Annotated in this window: 21 protein-coding genes and 5 tRNA genes; 13 read left to right on the forward strand and 13 right to left on the reverse strand. The window is 34.0% G+C overall.

Translation table 11 applies throughout. The features are described 5' to 3' along the window. Positions 1-79 precede the first annotated feature (79 nt). The gene (locus ABTV69_RS20765; protein ID WP_433832230.1) at positions 80-409 is read right to left on the reverse strand and encodes a helix-turn-helix domain-containing protein; all 330 of its coding nucleotides are present in this window, start codon (positions 407-409) and stop codon (positions 80-82) included. Positions 410-527: 118 nt separating this feature from the next. Here ABTV69_RS20765 and ABTV69_RS20770 point away from each other — a divergent pair, with 118 nt between their 5' ends. Next, positions 528-800 carry a hypothetical protein gene (locus tag ABTV69_RS20770; protein ID WP_433832232.1) on the forward strand — a complete coding sequence of 91 codons (273 nt, stop codon included), beginning with the start codon at positions 528-530 and terminating at the stop codon, positions 798-800. A gap of 225 nt (positions 801-1,025) precedes the next feature. On the opposite strand, the gene ABTV69_RS20775 is transcribed toward ABTV69_RS20770, so the two are convergent. Both ABTV69_RS20775 and ABTV69_RS20780 read right to left on the reverse strand, forming a co-directional pair. Beyond that, positions 1,026-1,847 (reverse strand): phospholipase A, encoded by an 822-nt coding sequence (locus ABTV69_RS20775; RefSeq protein WP_433832234.1) that lies wholly within the window; start codon positions 1,845-1,847, stop codon positions 1,026-1,028. 107 nt (positions 1,848-1,954) lie between these two features. Continuing rightward, positions 1,955-2,473 (reverse strand): STM3941 family protein, encoded by a 519-nt coding sequence (locus ABTV69_RS20780; RefSeq protein WP_433832236.1) that lies wholly within the window; start codon positions 2,471-2,473, stop codon positions 1,955-1,957. Between the two features lie 291 nt (positions 2,474-2,764). Between ABTV69_RS20780 and ABTV69_RS20785 the strand changes: the two genes are divergently transcribed. Together ABTV69_RS20785 and ABTV69_RS20790 are read left to right on the forward strand one after the other, a co-directional pair. Next, positions 2,765-2,935 (forward strand): hypothetical protein, encoded by a 171-nt coding sequence (locus ABTV69_RS20785; protein ID WP_433832238.1) that lies wholly within the window; start codon positions 2,765-2,767, stop codon positions 2,933-2,935. Between the two features lie 6 nt (positions 2,936-2,941). Beyond that, a complete protein-coding gene (locus ABTV69_RS20790; RefSeq protein WP_202003876.1) occupies positions 2,942-3,454 on the forward strand; it encodes a PRC-barrel domain-containing protein in 513 nt (170 codons plus the stop codon). Positions 3,455-3,639: 185 nt separating this feature from the next. On the opposite strand, the gene ABTV69_RS20795 is transcribed toward ABTV69_RS20790, so the two are convergent. From ABTV69_RS20795 to ABTV69_RS20825, 7 genes are all read right to left on the reverse strand, one after another. Next, positions 3,640-3,897 (reverse strand): GIY-YIG nuclease family protein, encoded by a 258-nt coding sequence (locus ABTV69_RS20795; protein ID WP_433832240.1) that lies wholly within the window; start codon positions 3,895-3,897, stop codon positions 3,640-3,642. Positions 3,898-3,955: 58 nt separating this feature from the next. Then, positions 3,956-4,029 (reverse strand) — tRNA-Arg (locus ABTV69_RS20800). A 135-nt stretch (positions 4,030-4,164) separates the two neighbouring features. After that, positions 4,165-4,422 (reverse strand): GIY-YIG nuclease family protein, encoded by a 258-nt coding sequence (locus tag ABTV69_RS20805; RefSeq protein WP_433832240.1) that lies wholly within the window; start codon positions 4,420-4,422, stop codon positions 4,165-4,167. Between the two features lie 58 nt (positions 4,423-4,480). Continuing rightward, positions 4,481-4,554 (reverse strand) — tRNA-Arg (locus ABTV69_RS20810). 82 nt (positions 4,555-4,636) lie between these two features. Further along, a tRNA-Arg gene (locus ABTV69_RS20815) sits at positions 4,637-4,710 on the reverse strand. Positions 4,711-4,726: 16 nt separating this feature from the next. Further along, positions 4,727-4,801: transfer RNA gene (locus ABTV69_RS20820), tRNA-Pro, on the reverse strand. A 14-nt stretch (positions 4,802-4,815) separates the two neighbouring features. Beyond that, a tRNA-Ser gene (locus ABTV69_RS20825) sits at positions 4,816-4,899 on the reverse strand. Between the two features lie 239 nt (positions 4,900-5,138). Between ABTV69_RS20825 and ABTV69_RS20830 the strand changes: the two genes are divergently transcribed. From ABTV69_RS20830 to ABTV69_RS20845, 4 genes are all read left to right on the forward strand, one after another. Continuing rightward, positions 5,139-6,317, forward strand: a complete 1,179-nt coding sequence (locus tag ABTV69_RS20830; protein ID WP_433832242.1) for an acetyl-CoA C-acyltransferase — start codon at positions 5,139-5,141, stop codon at positions 6,315-6,317. Positions 6,318-6,385: 68 nt separating this feature from the next. After that, positions 6,386-7,147: an NlpC/P60 family protein gene (locus tag ABTV69_RS20835; protein WP_433832244.1), complete on the forward strand. Its 762-nt coding sequence runs from the start codon at positions 6,386-6,388 to the stop codon at positions 7,145-7,147. A gap of 88 nt (positions 7,148-7,235) precedes the next feature. Continuing rightward, positions 7,236-7,736: a type II RES/Xre toxin-antitoxin system antitoxin gene (gene parS / locus ABTV69_RS20840; protein ID WP_433832246.1), complete on the forward strand. Its 501-nt coding sequence runs from the start codon at positions 7,236-7,238 to the stop codon at positions 7,734-7,736. Beyond that, a complete protein-coding gene (locus ABTV69_RS20845; RefSeq protein WP_433832248.1) occupies positions 7,737-8,204 on the forward strand; it encodes an RES family NAD+ phosphorylase in 468 nt (155 codons plus the stop codon). It begins immediately after the preceding gene. 3 nt (positions 8,205-8,207) lie between these two features. On the opposite strand, the gene ABTV69_RS20850 is transcribed toward ABTV69_RS20845, so the two are convergent. Next, the gene (locus ABTV69_RS20850; protein ID WP_290965816.1) at positions 8,208-9,053 is read right to left on the reverse strand and encodes an AraC family transcriptional regulator; all 846 of its coding nucleotides are present in this window, start codon (positions 9,051-9,053) and stop codon (positions 8,208-8,210) included. Positions 9,054-9,169: 116 nt separating this feature from the next. Between ABTV69_RS20850 and ABTV69_RS20855 the strand changes: the two genes are divergently transcribed. The 4 genes from ABTV69_RS20855 (at position 9,170) to ABTV69_RS20870 (ending at position 12,088) form a co-directional block, all read left to right on the forward strand. Continuing rightward, positions 9,170-10,156, forward strand: a complete 987-nt coding sequence (locus ABTV69_RS20855; protein ID WP_433832251.1) for an aldo/keto reductase — start codon at positions 9,170-9,172, stop codon at positions 10,154-10,156. Between the two features lie 405 nt (positions 10,157-10,561). Then, positions 10,562-11,167 (forward strand): NAD(P)H-dependent oxidoreductase, encoded by a 606-nt coding sequence (locus ABTV69_RS20860; protein WP_433832253.1) that lies wholly within the window; start codon positions 10,562-10,564, stop codon positions 11,165-11,167. Between the two features lie 2 nt (positions 11,168-11,169). Continuing rightward, on the forward strand, positions 11,170-11,448 hold the full coding sequence (locus tag ABTV69_RS20865) for a putative quinol monooxygenase (protein ID WP_433832255.1): 279 nt from the start codon (positions 11,170-11,172) through the stop codon (positions 11,446-11,448). 175 nt (positions 11,449-11,623) lie between these two features. Continuing rightward, positions 11,624-12,088 (forward strand): DUF3291 domain-containing protein, encoded by a 465-nt coding sequence (locus ABTV69_RS20870; protein ID WP_433832257.1) that lies wholly within the window; start codon positions 11,624-11,626, stop codon positions 12,086-12,088. Between the two features lie 89 nt (positions 12,089-12,177). On the opposite strand, the gene ABTV69_RS20875 is transcribed toward ABTV69_RS20870, so the two are convergent. Next, positions 12,178-12,885, reverse strand: a complete 708-nt coding sequence (locus ABTV69_RS20875; RefSeq protein WP_433832259.1) for a class I SAM-dependent methyltransferase — start codon at positions 12,883-12,885, stop codon at positions 12,178-12,180. A gap of 224 nt (positions 12,886-13,109) precedes the next feature. On the opposite strand from ABTV69_RS20875, the gene ABTV69_RS20880 reads away from it, so the two are divergent. Both ABTV69_RS20880 and ABTV69_RS20885 read left to right on the forward strand, forming a co-directional pair. Then, on the forward strand, positions 13,110-13,991 hold the full coding sequence (locus ABTV69_RS20880) for a LysR family transcriptional regulator (RefSeq protein WP_433832261.1): 882 nt from the start codon (positions 13,110-13,112) through the stop codon (positions 13,989-13,991). Positions 13,992-14,312: 321 nt separating this feature from the next. Next, positions 14,313-15,602 carry a DUF2130 domain-containing protein gene (locus tag ABTV69_RS20885; protein WP_433832263.1) on the forward strand — a complete coding sequence of 430 codons (1,290 nt, stop codon included), beginning with the start codon at positions 14,313-14,315 and terminating at the stop codon, positions 15,600-15,602. A gap of 279 nt (positions 15,603-15,881) precedes the next feature. Here the strand turns inward: ABTV69_RS20885 and ABTV69_RS20890 are convergent, their stop codons facing one another. Next, positions 15,882-16,655, reverse strand: coding sequence for an META domain-containing protein (locus ABTV69_RS20890; protein WP_433832265.1), 774 nt, complete (start codon positions 16,653-16,655; stop codon positions 15,882-15,884). Positions 16,656-16,670 lie beyond the last annotated feature (15 nt).

Genomic DNA, 16,670 nt, shown 5'->3' on the forward strand with positions numbered 1-16,670 from the left:
CAAAAAACCACTCCGTCAAGAGTGGTTAAATTAATGCTTGTAAAATTAAAATTGTTAGATTTTTTTTGGAAAATTCTTATTATTCCTCAAACTTTTTATCTGCCAAGCGAAGTCTAATAGTATGAATACGTCCTTCTATTTCTTCTAGATCATTCAAAATAGTCTGTCTCTCATAAACTGCTCCGGCTTCCTTAACCATATTTTGCTCATCGGGAGCAAAAAGATCATTTAAATCTACATCTGGAAAATTTTTACTCAAGCTAAGAATAAATTCAGAACCTATATTAGCTGTTCCGTGTAAATATCTTCCAATCATTGCTGGGCTAAATCCTAAAATTGCTCCAACTTCCTTCTGCTTTAATCCTTTATCTTTAAAGAATTTACTTAGTTTCTCGTGATACATCATCATAAAAATTCAAACAAAATATAGTCAAAATATATTTTTTAACATTAAAAAGAATAATAAATATAATATTATTCTTACATTTACATAAACCAACAACCAGTCGTTAATAATTAACAAATATATGTCAAAATTAATCAATAATAGCAATTTTAAAGAAGATAATTCTCACAATAAAAAAGCTTATGAATTTATAGATAAGCATTTACCTGTAACCTATGTTGATTTAACAATTGCTTGCATCATCAAGAAAGGACAGGCGGCTCCTAGCAAAGCCTTAATTCGAAACGTTAGAAATAAAACAATATTGAGAAATGATATTTTATTAGCGTTAGTGGAAGTAGCGAATGACAACAAACAAGCAATTGAAAAAATAAAACTTTTAACGTCTCAATAATTTAATTAGCGCTTATCAACCTTATAATTTCAAATCAATATGACTTCTAAAAACAGTAAAAATAAAAAGCCCTTACATCCAAAAAACGATAGTACAAAACAGGAATATGATTCTTCTGTTTATCAATTATACGGGATGACTTTAGATCAATACCTTCAAGGTCTAACTATCCATTCACAATGTTTTGATCAGTTAAAAAAAATTACTAAGTAATTTTATAAATACTTAAAAGATACCCATTCCTTCTGGCTTTATTGTGAAACCTATGCGGACCATATTGGTATGTTCTTGATAATCTATTAAACTTTCTGTATAGCCAATAAACCATTGCAGCGTTACATAATAATTTTCATTTTTATAAGGTCGCCAATTAAGCTGTGTCTGTAGAGACCCATAATTTATAAGTCCGCTTCCTTTTCGAAAAAGAACATCTGCGCTCCAACGTCCGGGTTTTATTTGATAAGTTGCACTAGCTTCTCCATAACCAACATATTGGGTTAATCCTGGATTATCATCTTTATCAACAATAGGAATCCAGCCTCTTATTCCAACAACCCATCTAGGCGAAACTTGAGATTTTAAAGAAAAAGCAATCATGTTCCATGTTCGCGAATAAATAGAATCTCTTCCATTTGATTCGTGTTCAAACGATATCGATCCATATGTTAATCTGCCTCCTTTTAAATAAAAAGGACGAACAAGTGCAACTCCTGGATTAAAATTAATTTCTGAGAAAGGTTTAGAACTTGCATAAATATCCCAAAAAGCTTTTTGAGTATACATTAAATAGGGAAAAAATCCACCCAACAAAGGTTTAGAATTTAATCTAAGCTTGAAACTGACTTGATATTTTACGTCAGCGGAGTTTCTTGTTATAGGCTCATCTAGAGGAATTCCTGTCAAAAAGTAATTATCTTTATGGACCGAAAAACTATTTTCTTTTAATAAAGAATCTGCTGCTCGAAAATTCTTCTTTTCTTCAACAATTTGAGAATTTGATTGGAACGATATTAAGATCAGGAATATTGATAAATATTTAAAATGCATTAAACGTGTAAATTTGAGGTTATTTTGATGTCATTTACACTAAGTTAAGCTATTTTGATAATTAAAAAAACAATAAAATACTCCCCTACTACAATTTTTTATATGTTTTATTTTTTCCAATGCTTTGCAAACAAGTCGTATAATTTTGCTGCATCAATATCGATTTCTGAAGCAGAATACATTAAATTCAATTTAGAATTTTGTTCGTCATAAGCCATTTTCCACATCATCTTAGAAAGACGTCCGTTATATTTATCCGCATTATCGACAGTTACAACAACCAACGTATCACCACCCAGTTTTTGCAATTCAATATCAGTCACATCTACCCATTCTACTCTTCCAAAAGCTTTAGACAATGGCGTTGTCTTTCCTGAAAAGCCATTTGAATCCATGTGAATTAGCGGAGATTTGTCTCTTACGCTCGCTAAACTTTTAAATGTAAGGAAAAGCATAATTAAAAGAATAGCACCCGAAATAACAGCTGGTTTTGTTTTAAAAATACCGTCAAAAGTTCCTATGCTGTACAAAAATAGCATTGCCAATACAATGCTGATTGTGCTAGCGTATAAAATTAAATTTCTGGTTTTCTTGGCGTTTCGGTATAAATTTATTTCTTCATTCATGGGAAGCAGTAAAAATTTTTATTTGTTATTAGAATTAAAAATGAAGAAGCAATTTACTGCAAAATATCTAAAAAACGCAAGAAACGCCCGTAAACATTGGCTTTACCAAAACATACAAAAAAAATAAAGTAAAATTTATCTAGAAGAAAACACAGTATTAATCTATTACAAATCAATTTTTTAACCAAATGGAAATTGTATAACTTCTGTCAGAAATTCAATACTTCAATAGGCCTCACTCATTTGTACCTTTATTATTATAAAATAATATTCATAATAAAAATATAGGTTATGGCAGAAATAAAAATTGAGAAAAAGAAGCCAATTTGGCCCTGGATTGTAGCAGTCCTATTAATCTCAGCACTTGTTTACTATGTCTTTTTGAGAGATGATGAAGTGCAAAACGAAAACAGAATGGAAATTGAAAACAATTCTAGTGTTGACAGCACAGCAAACTATTAAGAAACTATGGAAAATAAAGATAGAAATTTATACAGATTAGACGAGCTTTCTGACTACAAAGTCGCCTCTAACTATTCTGATGTAAGAGGTTGGAAAATCGTAGACGCAGACAACCGAACAATAGGAAAAATTGATAACCTTTGGGTAAATAAAGATATGCAGCGCGTTGTTTATCTTGACGTTAATCTAGACAAAGGATTAATTGAAGACAGTCGCAATGAAGTACATGATGCAATTGCAAATGAAAATGGAAAGGAGTTTATTTACAAAGATGGAGACAGCCACATTATTATTCCAATTGGCTCTGTCAGCATAAATAAAGACACTAAAATTGTCATGGCAAACAACATTGGTTATGATACCTTTAGAAAAACAAGCAGATACAACTGGCAAAATGATTTTGATAGGGAATACGAAAGAAGAGTATTGAATTCTTATTATCCTACCGAAGAATCGCGCCTTGCTTCTGAAAGTAATGACGATACTTTTTACAAACGAAGAGAATTTGACAATTATTAATACTTTTTATTGGTATTAAGCATAAACCTCATACAAGAAAAAAGATCAAACACTTAAGATGTTTGGTCTTTTTTTATTTGAATAGGTTTCTACAAAAGGAATAAAAAAAAACTCAATTTCGATGGCTTCTTGGCATCCCAGAAGGATTAGAACCTTCGACCGTCCCGATTGGAAATCGGGATGCGCTATCCAGCTGAGCTATTTTGTATCAGCTTTTCAATTCTTAATCTACTCTTCCACTTTTTAACTTCCAATTCTCTTAAATAAGCTTTTGATTTAGAATCAAACTTTTCAGAATAAACCACAGACCAGTCTTTTGCTTTTGAAGTAAATCCCGAATGATTTGATAAATGCTTTCGCAGTCTCTCTTCTAAACTTTCTGAAGTATGTCCAATATAATATTGATTTAATGATTTTGAATATAAAATATAAAAATAGCTCATAACGATCATATTTAACATAAAACACAAAAGCCACTCAAATTGAGTGGCTTTTTTTTTGTGATCCCAGAAGGATTCGAACCTTCGACCTACGCATTAGAAGTGCGTTGCTCTATCCAGCTGAGCTATGGAACCATTAGTTTAGAATTTCTAAGAATAGAAATCGAAACCATTTACATAAAAACAAAAAAACCACTCTAATTAGAATGGTTTTCTGTGATCGCAGAAGGATTCGAACCTTCGACCGTCCCGATTGGAAATCGGGATGCGCTATCCAGCTGAGCTATTTTGTATCAGCTTTTCAATTCTTAATCTACTCTTCCACTTTTTAACTTCCAATTCTCTTAAATAAGCTTTTGATTTAGAATCAAACTTTTCAGAATAAACCACAGACCAGTCTTTTGCTTTTGAAGTAAATCCCGAATGATTTGATAAATGCTTTCGCAGTCTCTCTTCTAAACTTTCTGAAGTATGTCCAATATAATATTGATTTAATGATTTTGAATATAAAATATAAAAATAGCTCATAACGATCATATTTAACATAAAACACAAAAGCCACTCAAATTGAGTGGCTTTTTTTTTGTGATCCCAGAAGGATTCGAACCTTCGACCTACGCATTAGAAGTGCGTTGCTCTATCCAGCTGAGCTATGGAACCATTAGTTTAGAATTTCTAAGAATAGAAATCGAAACCATTTACATAAAAACAAAAAAACCATTCTAATTAGAATGGTTTTCTGTGATCGCAGAAGGATTCGAACCTTCGACCGCCTGCTTAGAAGGCAGGTGCTCTATCCAGCTGAGCTATGCGACCATTATTTCAATTGTAGTCGGGGTGGCAGGATTCGAACCTGCGGCCTCCTGCTCCCAAAGCAGGCGCGATAACCGGGCTACGCTACACCCCGAGGCAAAATTTAAGCGGAGAGACAGGGACTCGAACCCTGGCGACGGTTACCCGTCGACAGATTAGCAATCTGCTCCATTACCGCTCTGGCACCTCTCCTTGCTCAAGGAATTGCTTCCGTTTTGCGAGTGCAAATGTATAACAACATTCCATATCTCACAAGCTTTTTTTTGAGTTTTTTTAGTTTTTTTTTATCTTTTTTCAAAACCACTTCACAATCAAACAAATAGAATTAACAAAAATTTCACCCTAAATTTAAATTCACCTCGATCAAATACAAAATTTGAAATTATTCAAATAAACAGTAAATTTGCTTACTAACTATTATTAAACAGAAAATGAACAAAAGAGTTGTTATCGTTTCTGCCGTTAGAACACCTATCGGAAGTTTCATGGGCGGGTTATCTACTGTACCTGCACCAAAATTAGGCGCTGCTGCTATAAAAGGAGCCCTTTCAAAAATTAATCTTGACCCAAAATTAGTCGATGAAGTTTTCATGGGAAATGTAATTCAGGCAGGTGTCGGACAAGCTCCAGCACGTCAGGCTGCATTATTTGCCGGATTATCAGAAGAAGTTGCTGCTACAACAGTTAACAAAGTATGTGCATCCGGAATGAAAGCCGTAATGTTTGCTGCACAAGCAATCGCATGCGGAGACGCTGAAATTGTTGTTGCGGGCGGAATGGAAAGCATGAGCTTAATTCCTCACTATGTACAAATGCGTGCTGGAAACAAATTTGGTCCAGCAACTATGTTGGACGGAATGCAGAAAGATGGTTTGACAGATGCTTACGATAACAACGCAATGGGAGTTTGCGCTGATTTATGTGCAACTGAATACAACATCAGCCGTGAAGAACAAGATGCATTTGCTATTCAATCTTACGAAAGAAGTGCAAAAGCTTGGGACGCCGGAAAATTCGACAACGAAGTTGTTCCTGTTGAAGTGCCACAAAGACGTGGAGAACCGATTATATTTTCTAAAGACGAAGAATACACTAATGTAAAATTAGATAAAATTCCTTCCTTAAGTGCCGTTTTCACTAAAGACGGAACGGTGACTGCTGCAAACGCTTCCACTATTAATGACGGAGCGGCTGCTTTAGTTTTAATGTCTGAAGAAAAAGCAAATGCATTAGGATTAAAACCTTTAGCTTACATAAAAGGATACGCAGATGCTGCTCAAGAACCAAAATGGTTTACTACAAGTCCAGCAAAAGCATTACCAAAAGCTTTACACAAAGCAGGAATCTCAATCTCAGATGTTGATTTCTTCGAATTTAACGAAGCTTTCTCTGTAGTTGGATTAGCCAATGCAAAAATATTAAATCTTGATAATGATAAAGTAAACGTAAACGGTGGCGCTGTTTCTTTAGGGCATCCTCTTGGAGCTTCAGGAGCACGTATCATTGTAACTTTACTGAATGTTTTAGAACAAAACAATGCAAAAACCGGAGCTGCTGCAATTTGCAACGGCGGTGGTGGAGCATCGGCAATTGTTATCGAAAGAGCTTAAAACAATATCACAAAAAATCAGGAGTTATAATGGTAACTCCTGATTTTTCAACTTATAAATTTCCTTAAATGTTTGGAATTTGCAATTTAGCCATAGTACCCGTTCGAGCTGAAGCCAGCGACAGAAGTGAAATTGTCACACAGCTTTTGTTTGGAGAACATATCGAAATTTTAGAACGTAAAAATCAATGGGCACGAATTAGGATTCAGTTTGATGACTATGAAGGCTGGGTAGATTCTAAGCAATATCAGGAAATTACCAAAGAGCAATTTGATCTTTTGAGTAAAGAGTCGATTATTCTAAATGCTGACTTAATTGACTACATCACGGCTCCAAATAATCTATTACTCCCTATTCCGCTCGGAGCTTCCTTATCTTTTTTAAATAATAACGAAATTAATACTTCAAACTTTGATTTTGAAGGAACCAAAACTAGCGGTATCAAACCTAAAAGCGCTTTAATCAAAACTGCTTTTATGTATTTGAATGCTCCGTATTTATGGGGCGGAAAAACTCCTTTCGGTATTGACTGTTCTGGTTTTACCCAAATGGTCTATAAATTAAACGGCTATAAAATTCATCGCGATGCTTCTCAGCAGGCACTTGAAGGAGATCCATTAAGTTTTATTGAAGAATGCGAACCAGGCGATTTGGCTTTTTTTGATAATGATGAAGGAAACATTACGCATGTCGGCATCATTATGGAGAATAATTACATCATTCACGCAAGTGGAAAAGTCCGTATTGACCGTTTAGACCATACCGGAATTTATAATCCGGAAGTAAACAAACACACCCACAAACTTCGCGTAATTAAAAAGATTATCTGATTTATTCAAAACTATAATAACTTTTTTTGTCTTGCTACTAACAAGAAACAGCAATATTGTTGTATATTTACAGTAAATTTGTTGCGTCATGAAAAATAGCACTCAAAAAATACAACCCTTCAATACAAAAAGAAGCATTCAGAATGCTTCAGGAAAAGTCATATCTATTAGAAAATCGACTCTATATTCTGGTGGAAAAGAATACAGTTGGAGCACTAAAATGGAACGCGTAGGAGTTATCAGATCTGGAATTCCATACGAATCTATTGAAGAAATTAGCAGAAGACTAAACAATCCTGTAAAATCAGTTTTAGCTATTGTTGGAATCCCACAAACAACTTATAACAAAAAGAAAAGCGAACATCTTTTACTTGACAGCAGAGATAGTGAATTAGTCATTCTAATTAATGAATTAATCGATTACGGCTTAGAGGTTTTTAATAATGAAGAAGAAAAATTCCAAAGATGGCTAAAAAAACCTAACCTTTCGATTGGAGGAAATATTCCTGAAAATATGTTAGATACCATTACTGGAATTAATGAAGTAAAATTTAGCTTAAACCGATTAGAATTTGGAAATTTAGCATAGATGATTGTATTTAGAATTGAAAGAGAAAAATATTTAAATACCACATTAACAGGAATTGGAGCATCAATGACTGAAGGCTACAGATGGAACAGCCTTAACACCCGAATTGTTTATACCGCAGATAGCCGGGCACTTGCAACCCTTGAAGTTTCAGTACATTTAGATTTAAGCGAAGATTTACCAACAGATCGCTTGTATGTAGAAATCGACATACCAGACGAAATAACAATACAAGAAGTTCTTCTAAAAGATTTACCTCCTGAATGGAATTCGAAACCACCAACGTTAATTACTCAAACAATTGGCGACGATTTTGTCTATTATAATGATGTTGCAGTTTTAAAAGTGCCAAGTGCAGTTGTTCCTGAAGAATTTAATTACTTAATTAATCCAAATCATCAGGATGCTTCAAAAATTAAAATTATTAGTCACAAAAAAATGATTTTTGATTCCAGATTAAAGCAATAATTCTTAAGCGCTCAATCGAATCGTCTTTCTAAACTCAGAAGGACTATTTCCCTTTTGTTTCTTAAAGAATTTATTAAAATGGCTTTCATCTGTAAAACCAAACTCATACGCAATTTCATTAATACGCTTATCGCTAAATTGCAAACGATGTTCAATCAGTTTCGTTTTGTAATTACTGATATATTGTTGCATCGTTTCGCTGGCATGTTTTTTAAAATAACGACCTAAATACGTATTCGAAATTCCGAAATAATCGCTGATTGATTCCGCTTTAATCTTTTCAGGATAGTAAATATTGTTCTGAATATATTGCAGAATATCCATTGCTTTGGCTTCCGTATTTATCGTCACTTGCTCAGGCAGATATTTCGCAATATTTCTTGCCACAATAATAATCAAGGTATTAACTAATTGCTGAATCAATTCCTGATTGTAAACATCTTTATCCTGATGTTCACGGCAAATAGCTTCAATCATCACTTTCACCAAACATTTGTCAGGATCATTTTTAAGAATACAACCCGGCTGATGATTGGCATTTTGAAGAATATATTCCAAACGCTGAATATTCTCATTCTGCAAACTCGAATTTTTCAAATAAATATCATTAAATCTCAAAAAGAAAAATTTCGTTTCGGTTTCAATCGTAAAATTATGACAATCTTCAGGCGTCAATAAAAACAAATGCCCAGGATCGTACTCAAAAATATTCTTATTAATACATTGTCTTCCTGTCCCTTCCAGAATATAAACCAATTCGAAAAAATTATGGCGATCTCCCACATCCGGATATTCATTCAGCGTTTCAAAAGAAACCGTAAAAGGCTCATATAAGTTTTCTTTTTTCATAATCACATTTATTTGAAGATGCAAATGTACCTAAAAAAGACAAATATATACCAAATAAGAATCATAAAAACAGTATAATTTTGCCTCATCAATTTTAAACGAAAAAAATCAACATCATGGAATATAGAAAATTAGGCAACTCAGAATTGGAATTATCAACTATCACGTACGGCGCTTTTGCCATTGGGGGAACCATGTGGGGCGGAACAGAAAAGAAAGATTCAATTGACTCGATTCACGCATCAATCGACCACGGCGTGACGACAATTGACACTGCTCCTTTTTACGGATTTGGTTTAAGCGAAGAAATGATCGGAGAAGCAATTAAAAGTCAAGATCGTTCTAAAGTTCAGTTATTGACTAAATTTGGTTTAGTTTGGGACGGAAGCAATAACGGAAAAGGCGATTATTTTTTTGACGCCGATGACAATGGTAAAAAAGTTCCGATTTATAAATATTCATCAAAAGCAAACGTAATAAAAGAAGTTGAAGAAAGCTTAAAACGTCTTCAAACGGATTATATCGATTTATTGCAAATTCACTGGCCAGACATTACAACACCAATTTCTGAAACTATGGAAGCGGTTGAAACGCTAATTCAGCAAGGAAAAATCCGAGCTTTTGGAGTAAGCAATTACAATGTAGCACAAATTCAGGAAGCGCAAAAAAAAGTTCAAATAGCCTCAAATCAAGTAGCTTACAGCATGCTGAATCGTTCAATAGAAACAGATTTAATTCCGTATACCGTAAAAGAAAACATCGGAATTATTGCTTACAGTCCGATGGAAAGAGGTTTATTGACTGGAAAATATTTCACAGACAGCAAATTAAAAGAAAACGACCACAGAAATGGTTATTTCGGAAAATTCGATTTGCAACAAGTTAAAACCTTAATCGAAGAATTGAGTTCATTAGCACATTCAAAACACGTTTCTATTTCACAATTGGTTCTTCGCTGGACCACTTTACAAAAAGGAATTGCAATTGTTTTAGCTGGAGCCAGAAACGCAGAGCAAGCGATTTCAAATGCCAAAACTATGGATTTCGATTTATCAGCTTCAGAATTAGAGTTTATTAATCAGGCGATTGCTAAAATAAAATAGATATTTAAACACATAGAAACATAGTTTTTCGTTGTCGTTAAAGGCATTTTACTTGCATAATCTACACAATCTTATCATTTCGACGAAGGAGAAATCACACTAGTAATTCTACATAGATTGGCGACAAACGTTATGGAGACCCGCGTGTGATTTCTCCTTCGTCGAAATGACAAACCCTGAGAATCTATGTGTTAGAAACTAGTTTCTTTCAACTTCCTTCTCAAAAAGAAAAATCTATGTTTATATGTGTTAAAACAAAATCTTAAAAAGTATAATAATTTGGGTGTGTTCGCCGCGGCGAACCGGGCTATCCGTTGCAATCTTTTATGTCTCGTTAAGAAACGAGACACAAAAGGATTTCCACTCCTATCCCTCACACATCCGTTTTCATAAGAACAATTAAAAATGAAAAAGATATTTATAATAAACGGCGGACAAAAATTCGCACATTCAGGAGGACAATTCAATAAAACCGTTCAGGATTGGACCGTTGAATTTCTTTCAAAAAACAACGATTACGAAATCAAAACAACTCATGTAGAAGACGAAATCGATCTTCAAAAAGAAGTAGAAAAATTCGTTTGGGCAGATTTAATTATCTATCACACACCAGTTTGGTGGTTTCAAATTCCGAATCTTTTCAAAAAATATATCGATGATGTTTTCACACAAGGACACAACAACGGAATTTACAAAAGCGACGGAAGAAGCCGTGTAAATCCAGACATCAATTACGGAACTGGCGGACTTTTGCACGGACGTAAATACATGCTTACTACAAGCTGGAATGCACCTGCGACCGCTTTTACACTTCCAGGAGAATTCTTCGAAGAAACTTCTGTTGATGATGGACCAATGTTTGGTTTCCACAAAATGAACAAATTCACCGGAATGGAACGTGTAAACGGATTTCATTTCCATGATGTAGAAAAAGGTGCTACACCAGAAAATATAGTTATCTTTAAAGAGAATTACACGAAACATTTAGAGCAAACTTTTAAAAACTTATAATTATGATCTCAATTACCGCAATTTTAAAAAGCAAACCAGAGCATTTAATTGAAGTTCAAAACATGCTGACACATCTAGTAACCGAAACTAGAAAAGAAGCTGCTTGTATTCGTTATGATTTACACACTTCAGAAAATGTTTTTATTCTTTGGGAAGAATGGAAAGATCAAGTTGGTTTAGATTTACACAACAGCCAATCTTATCTTCAAGATTTCATCAAAAAAACTGAAACATTGGTTGCAACTCCAATTCAGGTTTACAAGACAGCTCAAGTATTATAATCTCTTCCTGCAAGGTTTTCAAAACCTTGTAGGTATAACTTTAAACCTTCTTCAAAAAACCTATAAGGTTTTGAAAACCTTGCAGGATCGAAATTGTTACAGATATAACTTAATTATTCAAAATAATTATTCAGAAAAAAGCTAAATTGCCTCTCATTCAGAAACATAAAATCTTATGAGTCAATATCATCTTGCCGAAATTAATATTGCCAAAATGAAAGGAGTCGACATCAACGACCCCATAATGAAAGAATTTGTGGACAATATAGCTACCGTAAACACTTTAGCTGAAGAAAGCGAAGGTTTTGTCTGGCGATTAAAAGACGAAACTGACAGTTACAATGCCACAAGCCTGAATCCGTATAATGATGAGCAGATTATCATAAACGTTTCCGTTTGGGAAAGTATCGAAACCCTCGAACATTATATGTACAAAACTTTTCACAGCGAATTTTTGAGACGCCGAAAAGAATGGTTTCAAAAATTCGGAAAAGCACATACCGCAATGTGGTGGATTCCAAAAGGACAAATTCCAACCATGGAAGAAGCAGTAGCAAAATTAGACTACCTTCAAAAAAACGGACCTTCAGAATTAGTTTTCGACCTTCGAAACAAATATCCGATGCCTGTTAATATATAGTTTTCATAGCCACGAATTCACAAATTAATTCAATGCTTTACGCATAGATTATAAAAAATAAAATTCGTGAATTCGTGGCTATATAAAAACTACTTAATTCCGCCAAAAGCTCCGAAACACATGTTTTTATGCAAGATTTCGACTTTTGAGAAACCCACTTTTTTCATCAAATCCAATTGGTAATTCATAGACCTTGGAGAATCTTCTTTTTCGATATAATCTAAAACTTTCTGGCGGTACTCACTCCCTCCTATTCCTTCCAAATAATCTCCATAACGTTGCCACGTATATTCATTCAACAAATCAGTGTCTTGTGTAATTAAGTCCGAAATCATGAAACAACCTCCAGGTTTTAATAATTTGAATAATTTGGTGAAAGTCGTTTCCCAATCCTTATCGTCACGCAAATGATGCAAAACCGCACCCGCCAAAATAATATCAAAACTTTCTTCCTCTAAAGCTACTTCACGAATATCACCTTGTTTTATTTCCACTTTCCCGCTTGTTGCTGCCGAAACTCTTTCAAAAGCACGATCCAACATGGGCAAACTCAAATCGACCAAAGTGCAATTTAAATTCGGCACCTTAGACAACATCATTAAAGTATAATTTCCAGCTCCACAACCCACATCCAAAACATTTGTTGCATTTGGTACAATTCGTTTTGAAGCTTCCGTTATTAATTCTAAAGAAATAGTAGCATCTATTGTGGCCACCTGCCCCGTTTCTAAGTTTGAAAATCGTTCGACATCATTGTCAAATCGTTCTTTGATTTCTTCAATAGTTGATTTTTTCATGGTCTTTGTTTTTTGATTTTTTAATCTCTCGCAGATCAAGCAGATTGAGCGAATCTTTTTGCTATTATATGATCGGTTATTACTATGATTAAGATGATTTATCTAAAATTAATAATCTGCCTTATCTGCAAAATCTGCGAGAGAAATATTTTTACCAAAACTATCTCTTTCATAAATACTTTAAAAATACTATTTTTATCAATTAACAATACTTTAAAAGTATCATGGAATTACGTCACCTAAAATATTTTTTAGCTGTAGCCGAAGAACTGAATTTCACCAAAGCCTCTGAAAAACTCTTTATATCCCAACCTCCATTAAGCCGACAAATAGCAGAATTGGAGGAAGAACTTCAGGCAAAACTTTTTATTCGAAACAATAAAAAAGTTGAATTGACCGAAGCTGGAAAATATTTTAAAGAAGAAGTAACGGCAATTTTCCAGAATCTGGAACACATTTCTGTCAAAACAAAAAAAATAGCTGAAAATGTTTCGGGCGAATTCAGAATCGCTTACATCAGTTCAATTTATTCGGCTGTTATTTCCGATTTAATAAAACATCTGAAGACACAGTTTCCGTATGTGAATTTTAAACTTTTTGAAATTTCAACCACCAAACAAATCGATGCTTTAGAACAAGGAAAAATCGAAATGGGAATTATTAGATCGCCTATTCATTCGCCCAAAATAAAATCGCATTTATGGTTTAAAGATGGATTTTCATTGGTTTATAATAAAAATGCATTTCACATAGAATCAGAAAATGATATTTTAAAACTGAAAGACGAAACCTTTGTTTTCTTTAATAAGGATTACGCACCGCATTACCATGAAGTTTTATTAGAACTTTGTGCTTTTTATGGCTTTACGCCGAAGATTATTCATGAAGCCAATAACATCAACTCAATCGTACAATTAGTCAAAAACGGATTGGGAATTTCGATTGTTCCATCCAATATTGCAAAGAATAATCAGGATTCAGAAATTGGTTTTATCGAATTGAAAAAGGTTAATTTATATACGAATGTTTCCTTGATTACTTCAAAAGACGATCATTCTGAAATCACGCAATCAGCTGTTGCCTTTTTGTTGCCACAAAGGCGCTAAGGCACCAAGTTTTTATTTTTTAATCTCGCAAAGTCGCTGAGACGCAAAGTTTATTTTGCCACAGATTTAAAGATTTAAAGGATTTGTTTCACGCAGATTTTATTAGATTTAAGCAGATCAGGCAGATTATTTAAAATAAAAATCTGTAAAATCTGCAAAAATCAGCAAAATCTGCGTGAAACAAAAAAATCATCTTTAATCTCTTAATCTGTGGCCATAACAAAAAAACGTTACAATTTAGTACAGAAATCCACATTAGAAAAAGAGAACTTTTAAATACCTTAGCAAACTATAATTTCATTCCACAAAAAATCAATAAAAATGGCTGAACAATCTTCAATTCAGTGTCCAAACTGCGGAACTCCTATCGATGTCAATGATGTTTTGAAACATCAATTGGAAGATAGCATCCGTAAAGAATTTCAACAAAAAGCAAACATTCAAAACCGTGAATTAGAGCTTAAAAACGAGCAATTGGAAAAAGCCAAATCCGAGTTTGAAGCAAAGAAAAAACAGGAAAACGAACTTTTTGCTGAACGTTTGGAGCGCGAAAAAAAGACAGCTGAGAAAGAAATTTCAGAAAAGCTGAAAGCAAAACTGGAAGAAGAAAACAAAGATCGTTTGTTATTAATGGAAAAAGAACTCTCTGAAAAATCGGAAAAAATCAGAGAATTAAATAAAATGCAAGGTGAAATCGCCAAATTACAGCGCGAGAAACTGGAAATAAAAGAAGCAATCCAAGCCGAAGCCGAAAAGCAGTTAAACGTGCAATTGAATTTGGAACGCGAAAAAATCAGAAAACAGGAAGACGATAAAAACGAATTGAAATTCAAAGAACTTCAGAAACAGCTTGAAGAACAAAAAAAGCTGACTGAAGAAATGAAACGCAAGCAAGAACAAGGTTCGATGCAATTACAAGGTGAAGTAATGGAATTAGCAATTGAAGAATGGTTGGCTAACAACTTCCCTCTTGACAGCATTGACGAAATTAAAAAAGGTGCTAACGGTGCCGACTGTCTTCAAGTGGTAAACACGAGAGAACATCAAAATTGCGGTTCTATTTATTACGAAAGTAAGAGAACAAAAGCGTTTCAACCTTCTTGGATTGAGAAATTCAAAAACGATATTAGAACCAAAAGAGCCAATATTGGAGTTTTAGTTACTGAAGTAATGCCTTCTGGAATGGACCGAATGGGAATGCGCGACGGAATCTGGATTTGCACGTATGAAGAATTTAAAGGTTTAAGTGCCGTTTTGCGTCAGTCTCTAATTCAAATTAATCAGGCCGTTCAAGCGCAGGAAAATAAAGGTGATAAAATGTCGATGTTATACGATTTCTTAACGAGCAATGAATTCCGCTTGCAGATTGAAGGAATTGTAGAAGGTTTCACTCAAATGCAAAGTGATTTAGATTCTGAAAAACGAGCCATGCAGAGAATCTGGAAACAAAGAGAAAAACAAATTGAAAAAGTAGTTCATAATACTTTAGGAATGTATGGTTCTATTCGCGGTATTGCCGGAAATGCGGTTCAAAGCGTAAGAGCATTGGAATTGGATTTTATTGAAGAAGAACTAGAAAATGATGAAGAGCCAAAAGAGTTGTTTGAATAATAAAAACAATTCCTTTAGTTTAACGAATTCCACACAATATTGTCATTTCGACGAAGGAGAAATCTCCGCAAGAAACTCTACAAAGATTGGCAACATTCTGCACGGAGCTACTTACGGAGATTTCTCCTTCGTCGAAATGACAAAACTACGCGAAAAGCTCTCGCAGATTTTGCAGATAAAGCAGAAAAAAATCCTTTTAATCTGTTAAATCTGTGGCAGAAATAAATCCGCACAATCTGCAATCCCGATAGCTATCGGGAGCGGAAACAAAAATCAAGGTCAATCGACCTTCTTAAAAACAGCCAATTTTCCGGAAGGATTCGACAAAGTCAATTGATTATTTCCAATAGAATACCTGGTAGTAGACTGCAAAGCTTTTGTAAATTCATTTTCTTTATTTCCAGAAGGACAAGCCATAAGCGTTGAAAGCACTTTTGTAAACCTTAGAAGATCTTTTTCAAAAAAGATTTGTCCGCTGATTGCATTACACCCGCCATAACCTGAGAATCTATTTTCTGCCGAATTAATCTCAATTCTCGGAAACTCTTTCTGAAAATCAGTTGCAAAAACTTTATAGCCATTCAATTCTTCCAAAACCCAAATATCATGAAGACGATAATCGGTTAGATATTTTCCGCATCCGCTTAATTTCTTTGTTTCTAATTCTGAATTATTTTTTATTTCGACTTTTACGCTATATGGTGAAATTGCTCCAGACATAGAGTCCTGACAATCCAATTGCTGAATCGTAATGGTTGCCGTAGTGGTTTCATTACTTGCTTGATACATTTTCACATTAGCGTCCATTGCTCTAATAGCATCAACGGCAGGAAAAATGATTTTTTCTTTCCCTGGTATTAATGAGGTAAAAACGATTTCCTCATTCCCTATTTTGATTCCCCAAAACGGTTCGTTTCCTGTTCCTTTAAAATAATATTTTAAATCTTCTTCTGTAGAACTTGATGTGGTTGTTCCGCCAGATTCTTTGTTTGCTGTCGTCTTACAGCCTATCATTACAATTGATAATAACAATATTGAAAGTATTTTTTTCATGAGATTTCAGTTTAA

Origin of the sequence: Flavobacterium anhuiense, from assembly GCF_050990855.1 — a bacterium.
GTDB lineage: Bacteria > Bacteroidota > Bacteroidia > Flavobacteriales > Flavobacteriaceae > Flavobacterium > Flavobacterium anhuiense_C.

Excerpts from the sequence above, each read along its gene's own strand:
- ABTV69_RS20860 (WP_433832253.1), top strand. The coding sequence starts at position 10,562 with ATGAAAAAGATATTTATAATAAACGGCGGACAAAAATTCGCACATTCA.
- ABTV69_RS20835 (WP_433832244.1), top strand. The coding sequence starts at position 6,386 with ATGTTTGGAATTTGCAATTTAGCCATAGTACCCGTTCGAGCTGAAGCC.
- ABTV69_RS20870 (WP_433832257.1), top strand. The coding sequence starts at position 11,624 with ATGAGTCAATATCATCTTGCCGAAATTAATATTGCCAAAATGAAAGGA.
- ABTV69_RS20785 (WP_433832238.1), top strand. The coding sequence starts at position 2,765 with ATGGCAGAAATAAAAATTGAGAAAAAGAAGCCAATTTGGCCCTGGATT.
- ABTV69_RS20845 (WP_433832248.1), top strand. The coding sequence starts at position 7,737 with ATGATTGTATTTAGAATTGAAAGAGAAAAATATTTAAATACCACATTA.
- ABTV69_RS20885 (WP_433832263.1), top strand. The coding sequence starts at position 14,313 with ATGGCTGAACAATCTTCAATTCAGTGTCCAAACTGCGGAACTCCTATC.
- ABTV69_RS20805 (WP_433832240.1), bottom strand. The coding sequence starts at position 4,422 with ATGAGCTATTTTTATATTTTATATTCAAAATCATTAAATCAATATTAT.
- ABTV69_RS20880 (WP_433832261.1), top strand. The coding sequence starts at position 13,110 with ATGGAATTACGTCACCTAAAATATTTTTTAGCTGTAGCCGAAGAACTG.
- ABTV69_RS20865 (WP_433832255.1), top strand. The coding sequence starts at position 11,170 with ATGATCTCAATTACCGCAATTTTAAAAAGCAAACCAGAGCATTTAATT.
- ABTV69_RS20795 (WP_433832240.1), bottom strand. The coding sequence starts at position 3,897 with ATGAGCTATTTTTATATTTTATATTCAAAATCATTAAATCAATATTAT.
- ABTV69_RS20890 (WP_433832265.1), bottom strand. The coding sequence starts at position 16,655 with ATGAAAAAAATACTTTCAATATTGTTATTATCAATTGTAATGATAGGC.
- ABTV69_RS20780 (WP_433832236.1), bottom strand. The coding sequence starts at position 2,473 with ATGAATGAAGAAATAAATTTATACCGAAACGCCAAGAAAACCAGAAAT.
- ABTV69_RS20770 (WP_433832232.1), top strand. The coding sequence starts at position 528 with ATGTCAAAATTAATCAATAATAGCAATTTTAAAGAAGATAATTCTCAC.
- ABTV69_RS20830 (WP_433832242.1), top strand. The coding sequence starts at position 5,139 with ATGAACAAAAGAGTTGTTATCGTTTCTGCCGTTAGAACACCTATCGGA.
- ABTV69_RS20790 (WP_202003876.1), top strand. The coding sequence starts at position 2,942 with ATGGAAAATAAAGATAGAAATTTATACAGATTAGACGAGCTTTCTGAC.
- parS (WP_433832246.1), top strand. The coding sequence starts at position 7,236 with ATGAAAAATAGCACTCAAAAAATACAACCCTTCAATACAAAAAGAAGC.
- ABTV69_RS20775 (WP_433832234.1), bottom strand. The coding sequence starts at position 1,847 with ATGCATTTTAAATATTTATCAATATTCCTGATCTTAATATCGTTCCAA.
- ABTV69_RS20850 (WP_290965816.1), bottom strand. The coding sequence starts at position 9,053 with ATGAAAAAAGAAAACTTATATGAGCCTTTTACGGTTTCTTTTGAAACG.
- ABTV69_RS20855 (WP_433832251.1), top strand. The coding sequence starts at position 9,170 with ATGGAATATAGAAAATTAGGCAACTCAGAATTGGAATTATCAACTATC.
- ABTV69_RS20875 (WP_433832259.1), bottom strand. The coding sequence starts at position 12,885 with ATGAAAAAATCAACTATTGAAGAAATCAAAGAACGATTTGACAATGAT.
- ABTV69_RS20765 (WP_433832230.1), bottom strand. The coding sequence starts at position 409 with ATGATGATGTATCACGAGAAACTAAGTAAATTCTTTAAAGATAAAGGA.